Source organism: Rhodococcus sp. W8901 (assembly GCF_013348805.1).
Classification (GTDB): domain Bacteria; phylum Actinomycetota; class Actinomycetes; order Mycobacteriales; family Mycobacteriaceae; genus Prescottella.
The window spans coordinates 5521325-5536222 of sequence record NZ_CP054690.1 but is presented as its reverse complement, the minus strand read 5'-3'; the positions used below and the strand labels follow the sequence as shown (position 1 = coordinate 5536222).

Annotated in this window: 17 protein-coding genes and 1 pseudogene; 6 read left to right on the top strand and 12 right to left on the bottom strand. The window is 66.8% G+C overall.

Annotated features, from left to right (window positions below; all coding sequences use genetic code 11):
• Window positions 1–41: 41 nt before the first annotated feature.
• Window positions 42–836 carry a polymer-forming cytoskeletal protein gene (locus tag HUN07_RS25805; RefSeq protein ID WP_174914077.1) on the bottom strand — a complete coding sequence of 265 codons (795 nt, stop codon included), beginning with the start codon at window positions 834–836 and terminating at the stop codon, window positions 42–44.
• Between the two features lie 263 nt (window positions 837–1099).
• Between HUN07_RS25805 and HUN07_RS25800 the strand changes: the two genes are divergently transcribed.
• Entirely contained in the window at window positions 1100–1579 is a 480-nt protein-coding gene (locus tag HUN07_RS25800) for a hypothetical protein (RefSeq protein WP_174914075.1), read from the top strand.
• Window positions 1580–1638: 59 nt separating this feature from the next.
• Here the strand turns inward: HUN07_RS25800 and HUN07_RS25795 are convergent, their stop codons facing one another.
• Window positions 1639–1851: a copper chaperone gene (locus tag HUN07_RS25795; RefSeq protein WP_114724405.1), complete on the bottom strand. Its 213-nt coding sequence runs from the start codon at window positions 1849–1851 to the stop codon at window positions 1639–1641.
• A gap of 249 nt (window positions 1852–2100) precedes the next feature.
• Window positions 2101–2574, bottom strand: a pseudogene (locus tag HUN07_RS25790) (transposase); the annotation flags it as partial.
• A 116-nt stretch (window positions 2575–2690) separates the two neighbouring features.
• On the opposite strand from HUN07_RS25790, the gene HUN07_RS25785 reads away from it, so the two are divergent.
• The 4 genes from HUN07_RS25785 (at window position 2691) to HUN07_RS25770 (ending at window position 5812) form a co-directional block, all read left to right on the top strand.
• A complete protein-coding gene (locus HUN07_RS25785) occupies window positions 2691–3041 on the top strand; it encodes a hypothetical protein (protein WP_174914071.1) in 351 nt (116 codons plus the stop codon).
• A gap of 69 nt (window positions 3042–3110) precedes the next feature.
• Window positions 3111–3611 carry a hypothetical protein gene (locus tag HUN07_RS25780; RefSeq protein WP_174914069.1) on the top strand — a complete coding sequence of 167 codons (501 nt, stop codon included), beginning with the start codon at window positions 3111–3113 and terminating at the stop codon, window positions 3609–3611.
• Window positions 3612–3675: 64 nt separating this feature from the next.
• Window positions 3676–4164: a hypothetical protein gene (locus HUN07_RS25775; protein WP_174914067.1), complete on the top strand. Its 489-nt coding sequence runs from the start codon at window positions 3676–3678 to the stop codon at window positions 4162–4164.
• Between the two features lie 544 nt (window positions 4165–4708).
• Complete coding sequence (locus tag HUN07_RS25770) at window positions 4709–5812, top strand: alpha/beta hydrolase (protein WP_114724400.1); 1104 nt, start codon at window positions 4709–4711, stop codon at window positions 5810–5812.
• Between the two features lie 46 nt (window positions 5813–5858).
• On the opposite strand, the gene HUN07_RS25765 is transcribed toward HUN07_RS25770, so the two are convergent.
• From HUN07_RS25765 to HUN07_RS25740, 6 genes are read right to left on the bottom strand one after another with little or no spacing between them, the layout of a single operon-like run.
• The gene (locus HUN07_RS25765; protein ID WP_174914065.1) at window positions 5859–6731 is read right to left on the bottom strand and encodes a hypothetical protein; all 873 of its coding nucleotides are present in this window, start codon (window positions 6729–6731) and stop codon (window positions 5859–5861) included.
• Window positions 6724–7920, bottom strand: coding sequence for a hypothetical protein (locus HUN07_RS25760; RefSeq protein WP_174914063.1), 1197 nt, complete (start codon window positions 7918–7920; stop codon window positions 6724–6726). Before HUN07_RS25760 ends, HUN07_RS25765 begins: the two co-directional genes overlap by 8 nt.
• Window positions 7921–7965: 45 nt before the next feature.
• Window positions 7966–8976, bottom strand: coding sequence for a hypothetical protein (locus HUN07_RS25755; RefSeq protein ID WP_174914061.1), 1011 nt, complete (start codon window positions 8974–8976; stop codon window positions 7966–7968).
• A gap of 14 nt (window positions 8977–8990) precedes the next feature.
• A complete protein-coding gene (locus tag HUN07_RS25750; RefSeq protein WP_174914059.1) occupies window positions 8991–9560 on the bottom strand; it encodes a DUF4274 domain-containing protein in 570 nt (189 codons plus the stop codon).
• Window positions 9550–10608, bottom strand: a complete 1059-nt coding sequence (locus tag HUN07_RS25745) for an ankyrin repeat domain-containing protein (protein ID WP_174914058.1) — start codon at window positions 10606–10608, stop codon at window positions 9550–9552. Before HUN07_RS25745 ends, HUN07_RS25750 begins: the two co-directional genes overlap by 11 nt.
• Window positions 10595–11053, bottom strand: a complete 459-nt coding sequence (locus HUN07_RS25740) for a TetR-like C-terminal domain-containing protein (protein WP_174914056.1) — start codon at window positions 11051–11053, stop codon at window positions 10595–10597. The genes HUN07_RS25745 and HUN07_RS25740 overlap by 14 nt, the downstream gene beginning before the upstream one ends.
• A 118-nt stretch (window positions 11054–11171) precedes the next feature.
• Here HUN07_RS25740 and HUN07_RS25735 point away from each other — a divergent pair, with 118 nt between their 5' ends.
• The gene (locus HUN07_RS25735) at window positions 11172–11675 is read left to right on the top strand and encodes a DUF2004 domain-containing protein (RefSeq protein WP_174914054.1); all 504 of its coding nucleotides are present in this window, start codon (window positions 11172–11174) and stop codon (window positions 11673–11675) included.
• A 131-nt stretch (window positions 11676–11806) separates the two neighbouring features.
• Here the strand turns inward: HUN07_RS25735 and HUN07_RS25730 are convergent, their stop codons facing one another.
• The 3 genes from HUN07_RS25730 to HUN07_RS25720 all read right to left on the bottom strand — a co-directional run bounded on the left by HUN07_RS25730 (window position 11807) and on the right by HUN07_RS25720 (window position 14846).
• The gene (locus HUN07_RS25730; protein WP_114724392.1) at window positions 11807–12058 is read right to left on the bottom strand and encodes a hypothetical protein; all 252 of its coding nucleotides are present in this window, start codon (window positions 12056–12058) and stop codon (window positions 11807–11809) included.
• A 216-nt stretch (window positions 12059–12274) separates the two neighbouring features.
• Window positions 12275–13240 carry an NAD(P)H-dependent flavin oxidoreductase gene (locus tag HUN07_RS25725; protein WP_174914052.1) on the bottom strand — a complete coding sequence of 322 codons (966 nt, stop codon included), beginning with the start codon at window positions 13238–13240 and terminating at the stop codon, window positions 12275–12277.
• Between the two features lie 43 nt (window positions 13241–13283).
• The gene (locus HUN07_RS25720; protein WP_174914050.1) at window positions 13284–14846 is read right to left on the bottom strand and encodes a class I adenylate-forming enzyme family protein; all 1563 of its coding nucleotides are present in this window, start codon (window positions 14844–14846) and stop codon (window positions 13284–13286) included.
• Between the last annotated feature and the right edge of the window lie 52 nt (window positions 14847–14898).

Genomic DNA, 14898 nt, shown 5'->3' with positions numbered 1-14898 from the left:
TCAGGGGTGCCCGGACCACGGACTACCGTTGGTCGCGATCGTCAAACAGGACAGTCGGTAGCAGGGCCTTCGTCCGTACGCTTCCACCCAGCGATACGCGCCCGGCACAGCGCCTCCAGCGCCTCGTGCTCGGCGCGCCAGCGGGCATGATCTTGCTCTGATCCTGGCCACGTCTGTGAGCGCCGATCTACCTCTGCAGGCAGTGTGTCGATGGTGCCGCCATGCCAACACCCGACCGATAAGTTGTGGCCGGCGGCGGTGCGAGTGAGAGTCGCGGCGACGGACTGGGAGCCGATGGGGTAGACGACGAGGATGTCCTGGCGCTCGGTGACAGTTGCTCGGCCGTACACCTCGGCGTGGCCGGATACCCTCGCATCGCCGGACACGTCCGCGTTGCCGTACACGCTGGCGTTGCCTTCGACCTCCGCGTCGCCGAATATCCTCGCCTCGCCGTGCACCGTCGCGTCTCCGGACACGTCCGCGTTGCCGAACACGGTGGCATCGCCGTACACCTCGGCATCGCCGTATACCCGCGCGTCGCCGTGCACCCGCGCGTCTCCGGACACCTCCGCGTTGCCGGACACCCTCGCGTTGCCTGAGGCCTCCGCGTTGCCTGAGATCTCCGCGTTGTCGGATACCCATGCGTCGCCAAACACCCTCGCGTCGCCTGACACCCACGCGTACCCGGAGACATTGCGCTCGCATTCAACCCACCCTCCGACGTCGCCCTTGCGGACGCCGTACCGTGGCATGTCGCGTGTGGCACGGATGCGATGCAGGTTGCGGCCGAAGTAGTTTCGCGTTTCGTCGGTCAGCTCGAAGTGCTTGCCGGTCATGTCGTCCTTCGCTTCTGGTCTCCGTCCCCACGCACAGCTCAGCCGGGGCACAAGACGGCTCGCCGGCATGAGGAGGCTGGCGGTGAACATTCTCCCCTGGGCTTCCATTCCGCAGCTCTCGATCCGGTGTCGCGTTCGGCGATCGATAAACAGGACACGTGGCGGGGCGGGGAGCCCGCGTACAGGAATTTCCCGCTGGCCGGATCCGAGCCCGGGAAGCGAACGGCGCGTTGTAAGCGTGGTGCCACACATAGGGTGTCGAGGTGTCCAACAAGAACGCGAAGGGGCCGCGACAGGTCGAGCTCATCGGTCCCGCCGGCGGGGTGATGACGTATTCGATCGCGGGTGGTCTCATCCTGGCCGGGCCGATTGCCGGGTGGGCCGACGGTTCGCTGGCGACCGGCTTGTGGTGGGGAGTCTTCACCCTCCCGATCGGAATCGGGCTTGCAGTCAGTACTTACGGGTGGCGTTGGGACGAAAAGCGATTCCGGGCCGCTGGGATCGCGGCGACGGCGGAGATCCTCGCCGTCAACCGGATCCGGGGCAGCGACGAGGGCCAGGACATCGCCGAACTGACGGTCCGTATCAGTGGCCCGGGTTTTGACACGTTCGACGCGGGCTGTGAGGTGCCCACAGGTAGCGTGCGACCGCAGGTCGGTGACCGGCGCACGGTGATGGTGGAACCGTCCGACCTCACCTTCGCCATCGGCTATGACCACCTTTTCCAGCACGACTGGCTGTAGTTCCCGGGGACGTTGTGGACGCCGACGCGGTCGAGTCACCCGGATGAGTGCCGCGCGCCTCACAGGCCCAAACTCAACGCGCCGACCAGGATCATCGCTGCGCCCGCGAACCGTCCACTCACGTCACCGAACGGGATCATCTTCTCCAGCAGGACGAAGATGGCGATCGCCGCGATCCACAGAAGGTTCATCACGCCGCCGACGAACAGCAATCCCATCAGGATCCAGCAGCAGCCCACGCAGTAGGCGCCGAGCGTACGGCACTGCTTCATCGACCTGCTCACCCCTCAGCAACTCGAGGTCCTCGGCGACATCGCGGACACCGTCAGCGACCACCTGAGTACAGAACATCCCTGATCCGCCGGATGATCGACCCTGTGACGCACGGCCCGTGGGAACGGCCGTCTACGGCCGGATTTCGCGGTCATCTGTCGTGAAAGACGTTGATGTCGCGGGACGATCGGAGAAGTTCGTCCGGAACCTACCCCCGGCGGGTTTCTCGTTCGATCGGAGACCTAGCCTCAATCTTTCTCGAGCCCCGCGTGCTGGCCTGAGCGGTTTCGGATCGGTGTCGGCAGTGCCGCGAGGCGCCTGAGTCCGGCGGTCAGTAGGTCGACCTGCGGTGCGTGCGTGGACAATCGTAGATGGATGCGGAGGGCGTGCAGGGTGATGCGCCCGGCAATCGAAAAAGTCTGCAGCCGTGGCTGTTCGGGTTCCCACCGTCGGTCAGGGTGGCCCTCGAATGCGAACAGTTGCGTCCACGCTGTCAACTCGCAGACCGGCTCCACGATCGCCCGCCAGATCCGGTTCTGATCGGATCCGTGTAGCGGAAGGTTCTGTGGTCCAAATTCTTTCGCGGTCCGGATGCGGTCCTCGCAGTGGGCCCGATGCTGGCGCCGCAGTTCCAGATCCGGCAAATGGCAGCAGATGGTGGTGACGAACGCGGTCAGCCGCAGCCCGTCGTGGCCGGTGACCCGCAACTCTGCGCCGGGGTGGTCGAGTCGGCCCGCATCCGCTTGGCGGCAGCATGAACCAAGAGTGTTGCGCCTGCCTCGCCTGGTGTTCGATGGTTGGATCGCCAGCAGGACACTGACGCGTCATTGGAGTGTGAATGAGCTACGACTTCGGTATCTGGAAACGCGCTGCGACGACGAAGACCGCTATGGTCCTCGAAGCCTGGCATGCAATTACCCAGGAACATGGACATCCGGCGATGGGGGACTTCGACGCAGAGGCGGTCCTTGCGGAGATCGCTGCCCCCTTTCCGGGTGAGGCGACGGATCCTGACAACGCACTGATCGCGAGTTCGGGTCGAGATGGCGAGACCGCATGGATCATCATCCATGCCCCGCATTCGGCGGTTGCGCGCTACACAGGCGTCCTGATGGAGGTGGCACTGAGCCATGGCCTGATGCTCTGGGATCCGCAGCGAGGTGCCGTCTCGGTAGCTCGCACTGTGTGAGCAGGGCATCGTCCGCGACCGTCATTGTCTTCCTTGCCGAGGTGCGCGCGATGGCACAGTATTCCGGGCATGGGATTCTCGCTGATCTTCGTACGCGTCCAGGGAGACGAGCAGCGCGACGCGGATCGCGATGCCGTCGCCGCCTTCCTCGAGACGCGCGGCCTGCGCGCGGCGGGAAGCGCCGGCCGAGGTTCGCTGCTCGTCGATGCGGACGGGCAGGCGCTCTCGTTCGACGGGCATTGGACCGACCTGCACCTCGACCCGCTCGATCAGGAGGAGCCGTTGAGCGGTGGGATCGATCACGCCTCGCTGTCGGACGAGGAGACGACGTTCATCTATGAGCTGTGCGTCGCGGCGGGGTTCCTCATCGCCAATCTGCAGGGCAACCCGACCTATGTCGTCCCCGGCGCCAACCATGCCCCGGAAGATGTGCCCGATCGGGAGGACATCGACTGGGTGAACAGCGCCGCCGAGCTACGGCAGGCGCTCGCCGGCAACTTCGACGACTTCCGCGCATGGCGTGACCGCGTGGTCGCGCAGTACGCGGACGGGCGGGCAGACCGCGAGTAGCGCGCGCCAACCCGGCTGCTTCTCGATCCGGGGAACTGTCGTCACCGGTCGTTAGGCTGTCGCAATGTCGATGAACTTCATGCTGGGCTTCGTACCGAACACCGACCTCTCGGCCTTCGGAGCTGACGCCGAATCGACCACCGACTTCGACGGCGCGAGCCGCAGCACCGCGGCCGGCCCGTCGGCCGCGCAGGTCGGCGCGCACGTGCTGCTCGTGGATCCCGATCTCGATCTCCAGCAGCTTCCGCAGCTCTCCGAGCCGCCCGCGGGAACGGTGCTCGTCACCCTCGGTGGCACGAGCGACGTCTACGTGGTCCAGTCGTTCGGCGACGACCCCCGCCTCCGAGTGCTCGCCGAGCGTGAGGTCGCCGAAGACCTCGGCGCCCCGATCGACGCCGAGGCGGTGTTCGAGACCGAGGACGACCCGGAGGACGCGCACCTGGAGTTCGTCTGCCGCCTCGCCGGAATCACGGTCGAGGAGCTGTGGAATCTCGAGTGGGCGCTGCTCGCGTCGGGCCGGGGCGGGTTCTTCGGCCGTCTCTTCGGTCGCTGAGGCTCAGTTCGGATCGCGCTGAGACGCGGCCGGCGTCTGCCCGACTTCGTCGGCTCAGGCATGCTCGACGGCCATGGCGCTCTGGAACTCTCCGTTCAGCTCGAAGGCGGGGAGCATCAGCGCCGTCAGCGCGTCGCCCCAAAGAAGTGGCGATCGCAGATGTGGCCAGGAACAGCGGCGGATCATGCCCGCCGGCGCGCCGAGTATGAGCGCTGGAGGCACTGTGCCGCGCGGCCACGCTTACTCTCGGTCTCCACCAGGTGGCTCGGACAAGTAGAACCGAACCTGCAGCTGTTGTTGAGATGAAGCGAAACTAGCAAGATGACCCACCTTGATTGACAAGCTCGACGTGTTGATCGACTGGCCCTAACCTGCGCGGATGACTGAAATCGGCCACCTGTTGGTCTGAGTTCTGGCTAGATTTGCTGCCGACTCCTGTGCAAGTCGAAACTTCCCGACCCGAGCAATTGCGCTCCGGCAGCGCTCGCAGTCACGCGCGACCAACACCTCACCTATCCGCTGTTCAGCCGATAGACTCTCCCGTATGGCTGGGGCGATCGACTCCGCAAAACGGCGCACGGCACAGGCCCTGCTGGCGCTGCCTTCCGGCGCCATCCGGCGCCTGGCGGGGCAGCCCGTGGAGGTCGAGGGCAACATCCTCGACGCCGAGATGCAGCTGATTCTCAGGCTGCAAAGGGTCGAGGGCAAGCCATTCGACGAACAGCCGATCCCGGAGGGGCGTCGCGCACTCGTCCGCAGCGCCAGAACCGTCGGTGGGGACCTGCCGATCGGCGCGGCCACCGATCTCGACATCGACGGGCCAGTTGGTCCGCTCCGGTTGCGGTTCTACACCCCGCGCGGTCTGGCCACGGCATCCCCTGCCCTGTTTTTCGTCCACGGCGGCGGCTTCGTGTACGGCGACCTCGACAGCCATGACGCGATGTGCCGCTTCCTCGCGGAGCGGGCGGGCATCCGCGTCGTGGCGGTCGACTACCGGCTCGCCCCCGAGTTTCCCTTCCCCGCCGCTGGCGCCGACGTCGAGACCGCGTACTCGTTCGTGACCGCCAACGCGACCGGCCTCGGCATCGACCCAACCCGAATTGCCGTCGGTGGCGACAGCTCGGGTGGAAATCTCGCCACGGTGCTCGCTCAGCGCGCCGTTCAGGGGGAAGTTGCGGTACCGCCCGTATTCCAGCTGCTGATCTACCCGGTGGTGGATTTCGCCGTCAGACGCCCCAGCCGATCGACCTATGCGAGCGGGTTCTTCCTGTCCAAACGTTTCGTGGCCACCAGCGAGGACAGCTATGTCACCGCCGGGACTAGCCGGACAGACCCGCTACTGTCCCCGATCTACGGTGACCTCACCGGACTGCCGCCCGCCTACGTGGTGACCGCCGGGTTCGATCCTTTGCGCGACGAGGGCAATGAGTACGCCGAAAAACTGCGCGACGCAGGTGTCGCGGTAGAGCATGTCATCGAACGCAGACTCATCCACTCCTTCGCGAACATGGTCGGCGTTGGACGATCGGGCCCTGAAGCAATGGGCCGGGCCGCGTCCGCGCTGCGGCAGGCACTGTTCAGCCCTGCGATCAGTTCCCCGGCATCCCGCCGGCTGGGGTCGGACAGCTCCGTTCACCACGAAAGTTGATCCCGGCGACCGGGATGAGCCCTTCGACAGGCCTGGTATTCGTCGATCAGCTGCGGCGTTCGCGGTCTTCCAAGAGCCCGCGCAGGTACTCGGCGGTGTCCGGGCGCGCGGCGTCGACGGCCAGGACGATCCGTTCGCGGCGATCGTCGGGCAGCGCGGCGAGCGCACCGATGAACTTCGGGAGTTCGTTCCTCCGACGCATGAGCAGCGCGTTGAGGAAGTCGGGCACCTCCCGCCAGCGCACGTCGTGGCCGAGCTCCATGATCGCGAACACGCGGTCGAAGTTGCTCGGGAAGTCCTTCTCGTTCGTCCAGGCGCGATCGACCCGACCGCTCTCGCGGAACGCCTCGGCGGCGGATCTCCAGTCTTCGGGCCAGTCGTCCGGGATCGGGTCGAGCACCGGCTTCCTGTTCGTGCCGCCGAGTGCCTCGTGGATCGGTTCCCACTGCTCGTCGTCACGGACCCAGCGGCCGAGCGTTCGGCGCACGAGCGCGCGTTGCGCATCGCCCCAGGTGTCGGTCGCCGTGAGAAACGCGCGGGTCGCGTCCTCGCTACCCGTGACGAACATCGAGCCGGTGCGGATGCTGTCGTGATCCCCGCGCGACTCCAGCCAGTTCGGCAGCACCCGGGCGGTGGCGGCTCCGCCCGTTGCCGGATCGGCTTGCGAGAGAACACCGTAGGCGGCCTCGTAGATGCCGTAGTCGTCGAGCGGGTGCAACGACCACAGGATCGCCTCGACGGTTTCCGCCTCGACGGCCTGCCCGTCGAGAGCATCGAGCATTGCGAGGTACCGATCGATGCCTGCCTGCTGGACGGCGTCCTCCTCATCGCTGAGCGGCTCCGCCTCGTCCTGATGGATGCTGCCGCCCCGGCGGATCAGCTCGTCCCGCCACGCCTGGTCGCGACCCTCGTCACTCATCTCCGGTCCCGTCGTTGAGCAGCAACATGATCGCATCTCGGTCATACGGCAGGCCGACGCGCATGAGCGCCAGACCCGCGTTGCCGATGTTCGTTCCCCACAACTTCTCGTTCGCCACCAAAGCCGCGAGGAACTGTCGCTGAGGCGCGCCGATGTTCTCGGGTACCGGTGGGTACTCGCCCGGAACGAACTCGACCTCGGGGAACGCGGCACGAAGCAACGGCCCCCAGTCGTTGTCGGCCGTGTACGGGGTCGAAAGCTGCGCCATCGCAACGGCCGCCGGCAGGATCGCGGCGAAGGACGTTTCCCGTAGCAGGAGCGAGTTCAGCAGCGTGAACCGGACGTGCATGGGAAAGCTGCTCGGTTTCTGTTCGAACCACTGGTCGACCTCTTCCGGCTGAGTCAACGCACGAACGAGTTCTTCCGCCGCCTGCCCGGAAGACGGCAGATGCATTGCGGCACACGCGCGGATCGCCGGGTCGGCGTCGGCGAGCCAGCCGCTGACGTCGGCTCCGACGGTGCCGAGAGCGAGAACAGCCGCGGCCCGGTCGTCACGCTCCGTGGCGCTGTCGGCGAAGGAACACAGCGCTGCGGCGACTCGGTGCTGATACAGCGCGGTGGAGTTGCCGTTCCACCGCGCCAGCGCGCTCACCGCCCCAGCCTTGTGGGTGACGGCATCCGATCCCATGAGCTGAAGCAGACCCTCCAGAACCGGGTTCGTCTGCTGCCGGAGCGCCGGGATGGCGAGGGTCATGAGCACGCCTGCCACAGGCGACTCCCACGCCTCCTCCGATTCTTCTTCATCGTCGGACGCCAGCGTCTCGAAGAACTCGCGTGCCTCCTCGTCCGAAGGCGGCACGACCTCGCCTTCGTCCTCGAGCAGCTCCCCGGCCTGGGTCAGACTGTCGCCCGCCGCATCGAGGAAATCCGCCAGCGCAGGCAGGCGCGCTGAGGCGGTCTTCCGGTCCGCATCGCCGCTCCAGAACGAGACGGCTTGTGCAACAGCGGCAACCGCGGGTGCCGTTGCCGGGTAGATGGTGCCCTGATGCAGCACCGCACTGTACAGATGCTCCATCGCCGTCGAGAACGCTGTCTCGTCGGCACCCGCCAACGCCTCCAGATGTGCGGGCGTGTCCATCGCCACGCCATAGGCATGGAAGAGCCGAGCCCAGGCGCACGTCTCGCTCACGCGACGCACTCCTTGTCATCACGCCATGTCTGATCGCGACCCTCGTCACTCATCTCCGGTCCCTGTCCGATCCCGATCGATGTACTGCCGGGCCAGCGCGAGTGCTCTGTCGTCGAGCGCGCGACCCGGCACGAAGAACGCCGCCTTCCCCGCCGTGTTCCGAAACACGATGCCGTCCTTGATGCGCACCGCGTCGGAGAGTGAATTCCACGGCGCGCGAGATGAGCCGAACCCGCCGTCCAACCCCAGCCCGTCCGCATCGATCCGCACGGTGAGTCGCGATCCGACACCCATGCCGTCGTCGACCGCCTTCGCGGCAACGCGACGAAGGATGACCACGAAGACGACAAGCAGAAGGATGAGGGCGGCGATTACCCCGAACGCGAACACCCCGATGGGGCGACCCGACACCGCCGCCACAATGCCGACGAGCAGCGCGATCGGGAGCGCGATCGCGCCTGTGATCCGCAGGCGACGCGACACCGCCCCATCGACGAAGGCTCGCCGGACAGCCGTCTTGTCCGCCCCATCGATCGTGATGCTGTTCTCGAACACAGCCCGTGGCTCGCTTCCATGCATCGCCGGCTCGATGAGCGCCGCACGAATCCACTCGAACGCCTGCCGCGTCTCCGGCGGCGCGAGGAAGTCATCCAACGGCGCCCCACTTGCCTGGAAGTCCGCCTGCTCGAGCAGTGCGATGCCGAGTGCGGCGATCCGCCCCGGCGATCGATCCTCCAGATAGGCGGCCCACGTCTCCAGCGCGGTGATCGCGCGCAGGAGATCCGGATCCATGTCGCCATCCGACAGATCGCCCTCGTCGATCTCCTCGATCCAGGCCCGGATCTGCTCGGCAGACGCCGTACCCGCTCCGTCGGCCGCCGCGCTGACGGCGCGTGCCCCGGCCTCCGTCAGCTCTGCTGCCGCTGCCGCCGCCACTCCATCCGCTGTGAGGAGTTCCCGCGTGACCGCGAGCCCGAACTCGGCCTGCGCCTCGGCCGTAGCGTGGGTTGCACACTCACGAACGGAGTTCTCGACTTCCGCATAGCAAGTCATCATTCGCCGTCCTCGTCCTAGTCCTCGTCCTCGTCGTCTTCCCGCCATGCAGCTTCGAGCCCATCGAGCACGGAAGGCGGCATCCCCTCGTTCCATCCGTGGGACTCCACGTAGCCGCGGATGTCGACGTCGTCTCCGGTGACGGACTCGAACATCACCGGAGGGATCAGCCATCCCGGATCATCTTGTGCGCCCAGCGCTTCCGCCGTCCAGTCCTGGCCGGGGTGCTTCGGATTCCCGGTCGGAGTCGAGAGATCGTTCGCCGGGTCGAACGACGGACCGGCCACCGCCACCGTGCCGGAGACGATACGGTCCTGCAGCACATGCACATTCGCCCATCCCGCGCGATTGACCGACGGCACATCGGCCTCGCTGCGGAACCTCTGGTAGTAACCGGGCTGGGAGTACCAGTACAAGGCCGCTGCGGTGGCACGATCGAGCTTCGGATGCGCGGCCATCCATGCGATCAGCTCGGACTTGCCGTCGTAGTTCGTTGCGAGTGCGGTCACCAACCACTCGGTCGCGGACGCACTCTCCAGGAACTCGCGCATCAGACGCAGCTCCAGTTCGTCGAAGTCAACGCCCATAGTTCACCTTCCCCAGCGGTACCGATTTCGGATTCAAACTGACCCACGCGACCGCGAGTTCGCTCAGGCGATACACCTGTGCGTCGTCCCCGTCGCCGGATTTCAAGGCCCGCGAGAGGCTTTGGGCCTCCTGCAGTTCGCCGGCCGGGAGCGGGGTGCCGCTCGCATAGTGCTCGGGCAGCGCGGCGAGCATGTTCCTGAAGTCGCGTCCCCAGTTCGGGCTTCCGTCGTCGAGGATCTCCCTCGCGATCCGTCCGGTGAGGCGGACCACCTCGCCCTGCACGGTCGCCGCAGGGCCGTTCGACGGCACCAGCAACTCCCAGAGCGCCTGATGCTGGTCCTGCCACGCGCCCGCGGGAACCGCGATCGGCGAGACGCCGTCGTGTCGCCGACGGCCGGCAACGGGCGTGACGCCGAACAACCGGTAGAGCTCCGCGAGGCCGGCATCGGTCTCGTCGAGGAAGTCGGGGTTGAAGTTGTCCCGGTGGAACTCGAACTCCGTGCCGATCCGGGTCACCGCGGCCCGCATCTCGTCGGTCACGGGATCCCCGGCGTCGAGGAGTAGCTTCGCGACGCGGGCCATACCCGGGATGAAGAAGTTCTGCGTGCGTCGGAGGCCGGAGAGCATCGGTGTCTCGCCCCTGCCGTTCAGGATTCGAGCATCGGCGCCGTGTTCGAGCAGCACCCTCGTCGCGTCGGGGCGTTGGCCTCCCGTGGCTGCGTGCAGGGGCGACTCGCCGTACCGGTTCGGTCGTTGAATGTCCGCCCCGAGCGACAGCAGGAGCGGGATCTGCTCCGCGCGGCCCCTCGATGCTCTCGTCCAGAGTGGGGTGTCCTCATAGAGGTCCGCGGTATCGACATCGAGTCCCTGCTCGACCAGCCAGACGATCAGCTCGTCCGGACACTCGACGAATCCGAGGGCGGTCTGCTTTCCGGATCCGCCGCGGGCATCGACCAACGTCCTGTCGAACACCGCCTTCAGATCGTCGAGCGATGCGGTCTCCAGCATCGCGTCGAACTCCTTCGGCAGGGTCTTACGCTTCGCCATGATGGCCTCCTTGCATCGGGTCCAGCTGCCGGACGGCCTGAGCGACCACGTCTTCCGCGTTCGCGACTCTCAGGTCTCTGAGGACCGATGCGACGATCGCACGTTCGAAGTCCTCGTCGATCGGCGCCATGCCCGGAAGTGCCGCACGGAACAGCATGGGCGCGCAAAGTTGGATCTCGCCGCGCACGATCGCTCTCTCCGGCACCTTGACGGTCGCCGCGCGCTGGCGGTGGATGAACTGTTCCGAGAAGGCATCTGCGGTGATCGGATCCCGAAAGCAGGAATCGAGGATCAGCGGAAGCAGCCCCTTGGCGAGCGGGTCGTTGTACATCTCGCGCTGTGCCCGCGCGATGACGAGCAGATCCGCCGCGAGTGAGCCGGTGTCTTCGGTCGGATCGGTCGTGGCGGCCCTCGGACGACCGGTCGTCCCCCCATTGAGCTTCATTGCCGGACCAGTGTAAGGGAACTGGTTGGGTCCTGACCGTCGGGCCTTCGATCCGTCCGGGCGCCAGATCAACTGGGCGGCGCGACTTCCCGTCCCGGATGGATGGCACGATCGGATCATGGGTCAATTGACGAGCCGGTTCGCGGGCCACCTCGATTTCGGTGACGACGCGTTGGTCGGCGCCGTGCTTCCTGCCGGCATAGACGGATTCGGTGCGGGTGCATGGTATTGGATTCAGGGTGATGAGACGCTGAACCAGAGCGAACTCGACAAGGCAGAAGCGGCTCTCAGCGATGTGCAGACTTTGGTCGCTGCGGCCTTCGTCGCTTTCGCCGCTGAGCTGACCGATCCCCGGTCGACGAGTTCATTGTTTCGCGATTTTCATCTCGAGGAGATTCCCGAAGAGATGGTGTGCGACCTGTTCGACGTGGACACCGGTGAGGTTGTCACTGACGGCGTCTTCCTCGACCATCTGGTCCTCGTCGGCATCGCGATCAGCCCGGCGGCGACGGAACGTGTCCTCGCACTCGACTTCGCAATCGGCGCTGACAAGCCCACCGACCAACTGCTTGTCGCCGTTTGGGATCGGAACGACACCGTTACCGTTCACCACGAAAGTTGACCCCGGGCAACGGGACCCGTCCCACTGGCTTCGCGATGTCTGCCTCGATCCGGCATGTCCCGGCGCGGGCACAGATCCTTGCGGACCCGCGCCGGGACGTGCCGCGATGCGAATCGCACCGCCTGCCGCGCTCAGCTGCTCGCGATCGACCCGATCAGCGACACGAGGTCGGTGAGGTCAATGCCGAATACGCTGGAGCCGGTGCCCATTTCCCCATTGATGTCCGTCGTGGCGCAGGACAAACCATCTTCGGACTTGACTTCACCGGAGGCGCAGTACACGGACCCGACCCCCTGCGTAGCCGCCGAGGCGGCGCCGGCCGCGGGCACCATCAAGATTCCCGCGGTGACGAACATCAGACTCGCAGCAAAACGGCGATTCATTGGCATGCTCCCGTGTAGTCGCGTTCGATACCGACGGTCGGCATCGACTCCCGATTCGCGGACGCTATCGCAGCACCGTGCAGCCCACAGAAGAATGCAAAGATTGGTTCTTTCCAACGCCTTCAGCGGTTCTTCCGAGTTGAGCGGGTTCCGGGCCCCGGCAAATTCGTGAGTGAGACGTGCCTGCCGTTCATTCGCTCGAGCGCCGTGAGGAACTCAACGCACGGCGGTCGTGATCACCTGACTCGCCCGCTGCAGCGCCGCGACGTACTCCCTTTCGATCGTCTCGACGATCGCGCTCACCGGTTCGATCGCGCGGATGGGCTGGAGCCCTTGGCCGGCGGCCCAGACGTCCTTCCAGCGCTTCATCGATTCCGCGCCCGCGGTGTAGTTCTTTTCTCCGGACGGGCGTGTCAGGTTGTCGGGGTCGAGTCCGCAGGCGACGAGGCTGGGCTTGAGCCAGGACGCCGGGGTGCCGGTGATCGCGGAACTGACCACGAGGTCGTCGGGCCCGGCGTCGACGACCATCTGCTTGTACCCGTCCACGGCCATGCTCTCCGCGGCCGCCAGGAACCGGGTGCCCATGTAGACCAGGTCGGCGCCGGCGGTGATCGCACCCGCGACACCGTGCCCGTCGCTGATGCCGCCGCCGATGATGATCATCCCGTCGAAGAACTCGCGCACGGCCGACGTGAACGCGAAGGGCGACAGGTGGCCCGTGTGTCCGCCTGCGCCGGCCGACACGCAGGCCATGCCGTCCACGCCCGCGTCGGCGGCCTTGTGCGCGAGGCGCAGGTTCACGACGTCGGCGATCACCGTGCCGCCGTAGCCCTTGACGATGTCCATCACGGGCTTCGGGGACCCGAGTGCGGTGATGACGATCTGCGGCTTGTACTCGGCGATGAGGCGCAGATCGTCCGCGAGGCGGGCATTGCTGCTGTGCGTGATCACGTTTGCCGCCCACGGGGCGACCGGGGCTGTGGTGGCCTCCGCCGCGCGGAGCTGATCGGTGATCGATCCCATCCAGGTGTCGAGATCCGCCGCGGTACGGCAGTTCTGGGTCGGGAAGGAGCCGACGATGCCGGCGGTGCAGGCGGCGGTGACGAGTTCCGGGCCGGACACCAGGAACATCGGTGCCGCGACGACGGGCAGGCGCAGGGTGGTCAGGAACGAGTCGGTCATGGTGTCCTCTGTCGGAGTATGTCGGTGAAAGTGTGTTGTGCGTTCACGATGCGTCTCGGACGAGCGCGTCGAGCAACTCGGTGGCCGCCGCCCGATCGACCTTGCCCAGTGCGGTCAACGGGAGACGGTCGACGCGGTGCGCGGCCTTGGGGCGTTTGTAGTCGGGCAGACGGTTGCGACTCTCCGCCAGCACGACACCGCCGTCGATGCTCTCCGCGGCCCCCGAGGTGTACGCGGCGACGATGCGTTGCCCCCACACCTCGTCCGGCAGCCCGACGACGACGACGTCGTCGACGCCGGGGATCGCGGAGATCGCCTCCTCCACCTCGCGGGGATAGACGTTGTATCCGCCGGTGATGATCATGTCCTTGCTGCGGCCGGTCAGGTGGATGTAGCCGTCCGGGTCGCGGTAGCCGAGGTCGCCCGAGTGCAGGTGGCCGTCGACGTGGCTCTTGCCCAAATCCGTTCGCGTGCCGGCATTGTGATAGCCGGGGCTCACGGCGGGGCCGGCGACGACGAGCTCGCCGACCTCGCCATCGGGGACGGTGTCGTCGAGGGCGCGGAACGCGATGTCCACCCCCGGGCAGGTCCGCCCCACCGAGCCGAGCAGGTCGGCGTTCTCGAGCACGCCACGGCGGTGGTCCGCTGCGGTCAGCACCGTCAGGGGTGGGATCGCCTCGACCATTCCGTAGTACTGCACGAGATTGGGCGTGATGCGGTGGTACGCCTGCCGGACGTGCTCGACCGGCATCGGTGCGCCCGCATACGCGAGCATGCGCATGCGTCGTCGCATCACCGACAGCCGATCGTCGTCGAAGTCCAGCAGTCGGGCGATGACTGTGGGCACCAGCGCGGTGTGCGTCGCGGAGTGGGCCTCGACGGCGTCGATCAGACCTGCCGGGCCGACGTGATCGAGCAGCACCTGCCGCCCGCCGGCCTCGAGGAACGGCAGCACGAACAAGCCGCTGGTGTGAATGACGGGGCCCGCGTGCAGGAACACCGCCGGCTCGGCTCCGTCGAGGGTGCCGGCGAGCACGTGGTCGCGCATCGCGTCCAGCGAGGCCAGCCGGTTCGCGTGGGTCCGCTGGGCGCCCTTGGGGATCCCGGTGGTCCCGGACGAATAGTGCAGCGCGCACAGCGAACTCGGTTCGGGTGTGGGTAACGGGGTGCGGCCCGCGACACCGGTCGCCAACTCGTCGACCGAAGGCCCGGTCGACGACGTCCCGCCGACGGAGATCACGGTCGGCGTGGTCGTCCGGGCGGCGAACTCGGCCGCGCCGTCTATCCGCGGGTCGACGATCAGTGCGTCCGGTGCGCAGTCGTGGACGACGCGTTCCCAATCCGTCCGGCCCACACGTGGATTGAGCGAGACCCGGACGAACCCGCCGATCGCCAGCGCGAGATCGACCTCGACCGCGGCGGCGGAGTTGCCGAGTAGGACCACGACCCGGCTCCCCGCCGCGATGCCGAGACCGTGCAGGCCCCCGGCCAGCGCGTGTGCCCGGTCCGACAGTTCGGTGAACGTTCGAGACTCGCAGTTGTCCTGGATCGCGATCGCGGGCCCGTACCGATCGGCCGCGGTTCGAACCACCTCGGCTATGGACATGGGACTCCCTCCATTCGCTACAGTTATTGAAGTAGACAACGACCGGGCGGGT

Bases quoted from the DNA above. Each gene is read 5' to 3' on its own strand.
- HUN07_RS25805 (WP_174914077.1), bottom strand. From the start codon at position 836: ATGACCGGCAAGCACTTCGAGCTGACCGACGAAACGCGAAACTACTTC.
- HUN07_RS25795 (WP_114724405.1), bottom strand. From the start codon at position 1,851: ATGAAGCAGTGCCGTACGCTCGGCGCCTACTGCGTGGGCTGCTGCTGG.
- HUN07_RS25755 (WP_174914061.1), bottom strand. From the start codon at position 8,976: ATGATGACTTGCTATGCGGAAGTCGAGAACTCCGTTCGTGAGTGTGCA.
- HUN07_RS25765 (WP_174914065.1), bottom strand. From the start codon at position 6,731: ATGAGTGACGAGGGTCGCGACCAGGCGTGGCGGGACGAGCTGATCCGC.
- HUN07_RS25780 (WP_174914069.1), top strand. From the start codon at position 3,111: ATGGGATTCTCGCTGATCTTCGTACGCGTCCAGGGAGACGAGCAGCGC.
- HUN07_RS25740 (WP_174914056.1), bottom strand. From the start codon at position 11,053: ATGAAGCTCAATGGGGGGACGACCGGTCGTCCGAGGGCCGCCACGACC.
- HUN07_RS25720 (WP_174914050.1), bottom strand. From the start codon at position 14,846: ATGTCCATAGCCGAGGTGGTTCGAACCGCGGCCGATCGGTACGGGCCC.
- HUN07_RS25775 (WP_174914067.1), top strand. From the start codon at position 3,676: ATGTCGATGAACTTCATGCTGGGCTTCGTACCGAACACCGACCTCTCG.
- HUN07_RS25730 (WP_114724392.1), bottom strand. From the start codon at position 12,058: ATGAATCGCCGTTTTGCTGCGAGTCTGATGTTCGTCACCGCGGGAATC.
- HUN07_RS25785 (WP_174914071.1), top strand. From the start codon at position 2,691: ATGAGCTACGACTTCGGTATCTGGAAACGCGCTGCGACGACGAAGACC.
- HUN07_RS25770 (WP_114724400.1), top strand. From the start codon at position 4,709: ATGGCTGGGGCGATCGACTCCGCAAAACGGCGCACGGCACAGGCCCTG.
- HUN07_RS25745 (WP_174914058.1), bottom strand. From the start codon at position 10,608: ATGGCGAAGCGTAAGACCCTGCCGAAGGAGTTCGACGCGATGCTGGAG.
- HUN07_RS25750 (WP_174914059.1), bottom strand. From the start codon at position 9,560: ATGGGCGTTGACTTCGACGAACTGGAGCTGCGTCTGATGCGCGAGTTC.
- HUN07_RS25735 (WP_174914054.1), top strand. From the start codon at position 11,172: ATGGGTCAATTGACGAGCCGGTTCGCGGGCCACCTCGATTTCGGTGAC.
- HUN07_RS25725 (WP_174914052.1), bottom strand. From the start codon at position 13,240: ATGACCGACTCGTTCCTGACCACCCTGCGCCTGCCCGTCGTCGCGGCA.